Annotated in this window: 2 protein-coding genes; both read left to right on the top strand. The window is 69.2% G+C overall.

Going from position 1 to position 1,685, the window contains the following annotated elements; translation table 11 throughout:
• Nucleotides 1-438 (top strand): PadR family transcriptional regulator (locus tag G6026_RS09945; protein ID WP_182613077.1); only part of this gene is annotated, 438 nt, incomplete at its 5' end.
• On the top strand, nt 435-1,523 hold the full coding sequence (locus tag G6026_RS09940; RefSeq protein ID WP_107757804.1) for an inositol-3-phosphate synthase: 1,089 nt from the start codon (nt 435-437) through the stop codon (nt 1,521-1,523). The genes G6026_RS09945 and G6026_RS09940, both read left to right, overlap by 4 nt.
• Nucleotides 1,524-1,685: the final 162 nt, after the last annotated feature.

Here is a 1,685-nt window from a genome sequence, read left to right as displayed (position 1 = left end):
CTCTATCCGACCCTGCGTCGCCTCCGGCACCAGGGGGACATCGTCGAGGACGCGACGGCGGCCACCGCCACGCGTCCACCGGCCACCGCACGACGCGGTCGCAAGACCTACCGCATCACCCCCGTCGGCGAGGCGACGTTGGCCGCCCTGCTCGACTCGCCCGGCGCCTCCTCGTTCACCGACGACGGCTTCGGCGTCCACCTGGCCTTCTTCGACCGCACCCCCGGGCCCGCCCGGGTGCGGCTCCTCGAGGGCCGACGGCGCGTCCTCGAGGAGCGCCGCGAGGGCCAACGGGACGCGGCGACACGCGCCGGCCCGACCGAACTACGCTACGCCCGGCAACTCACCCTGCTGGGCCTCGAGACCAGCGAGCGCGAGCTGCGCTGGATCAACGAACTCATCCAGACAGAGAACCCATCACAAGGAGAACACCAATGACCGACCAGAAGGTGCGCGTCGCGATCGTCGGCGTCGGCAACTGCGCGTCCTCGCTCGTGCAGGGCGTCGAGTACTACAAGGACGCGGCGATCGACCAGACCGTCCCCGGGCTCATGCACGTGAAGTTCGGTGACTACCACGTCCGCGACGTCGAGTTCGTCGCCGCGTTCGACGTCGACGGCAAGAAGGTCGGGATGGACCTCGCGGAGGCGATCACCGCCTCGGAGAACAACACCCTCGCGCTCTGCGACGTGCCGCCGACCGGCATCACGGTCCAGCGCGGCCCCACCCTCGACGGCCTGGGCAAGTACTACCGTCAGACCATCGAGGAATCCGGCGCCGAGCCCGTGGACGTGGTGCAGGCCCTGCGGGACGCCGAGGTCGACGTGGTGGTCAGCTACCTGCCGGTCGGGTCCGAGGAGGCGGACAAGTTCTACGCGCAGTGCTGCATCGACGCCGGGGTCGCCTTCGTCAACGCCCTTCCCGTCTTCATCGCCTCCGACCCCGAGTGGGCCGAGAAGTTCCGTTCGGCGGGGGTCCCGATCGTCGGCGACGACATCAAGTCGCAGGTCGGCGCGACCATCACCCACCGGGTGATGGCCAAGCTGTTCGAGGACCGCGGCGTCGCGCTGGACCGGACGTACCAGCTCAACGTGGGCGGCAACATGGACTTCAAGAACATGCTCGAGCGCGAGCGACTGGAGTCCAAGAAGGTCTCCAAGACCCAGGCCGTGACCTCCAACCTCGAGGGCACCCTGGCCGGCAAGATCCACGACCGCAACGTGCACATCGGCCCCTCCGACTACGTGGAGTGGCTCGACGACCGCAAGTGGGCGTACGTTCGCCTCGAGGGACGCGCCTTCGGCGACGCCCCCATCAACCTGGAGTACAAGCTCGAGGTGTGGGACTCGCCCAACTCGGCCGGCATCATCATCGACGCCGTCCGGGCGGCCAAGATCGCCAAGGACCGCGGCATCGGCGGGCCGATCCTGCCGGCGTCGGCGTACCTCATGAAGTCCCCGCCGGAGCAGATGGCCGACGACAAGGCCCGCGCCGAACTCGAGGCCTTCATCATCGGGGCCTGACACACGCAGGAAGAACAGGAACGCATGACTCCCACCGCGACGGATCGCCCGCTCTCGACCACCGGACGTCGCCGTGTCCCGGCCGCCCTCGCATTCGCGATGGCGGCCGGAGTCGCACTCGCCGGCTGTTCGGGTACGGAGGAGGAGATCGCCGCGCCCGCC

Origin of the sequence: Dietzia sp. DQ11-38-2, assembly GCF_014145055.1 — a bacterium.
Lineage (GTDB): Bacteria > Actinomycetota > Actinomycetes > Mycobacteriales > Mycobacteriaceae > Dietzia.
This window is presented reverse-complemented; position numbering and strand designations above follow the sequence as displayed.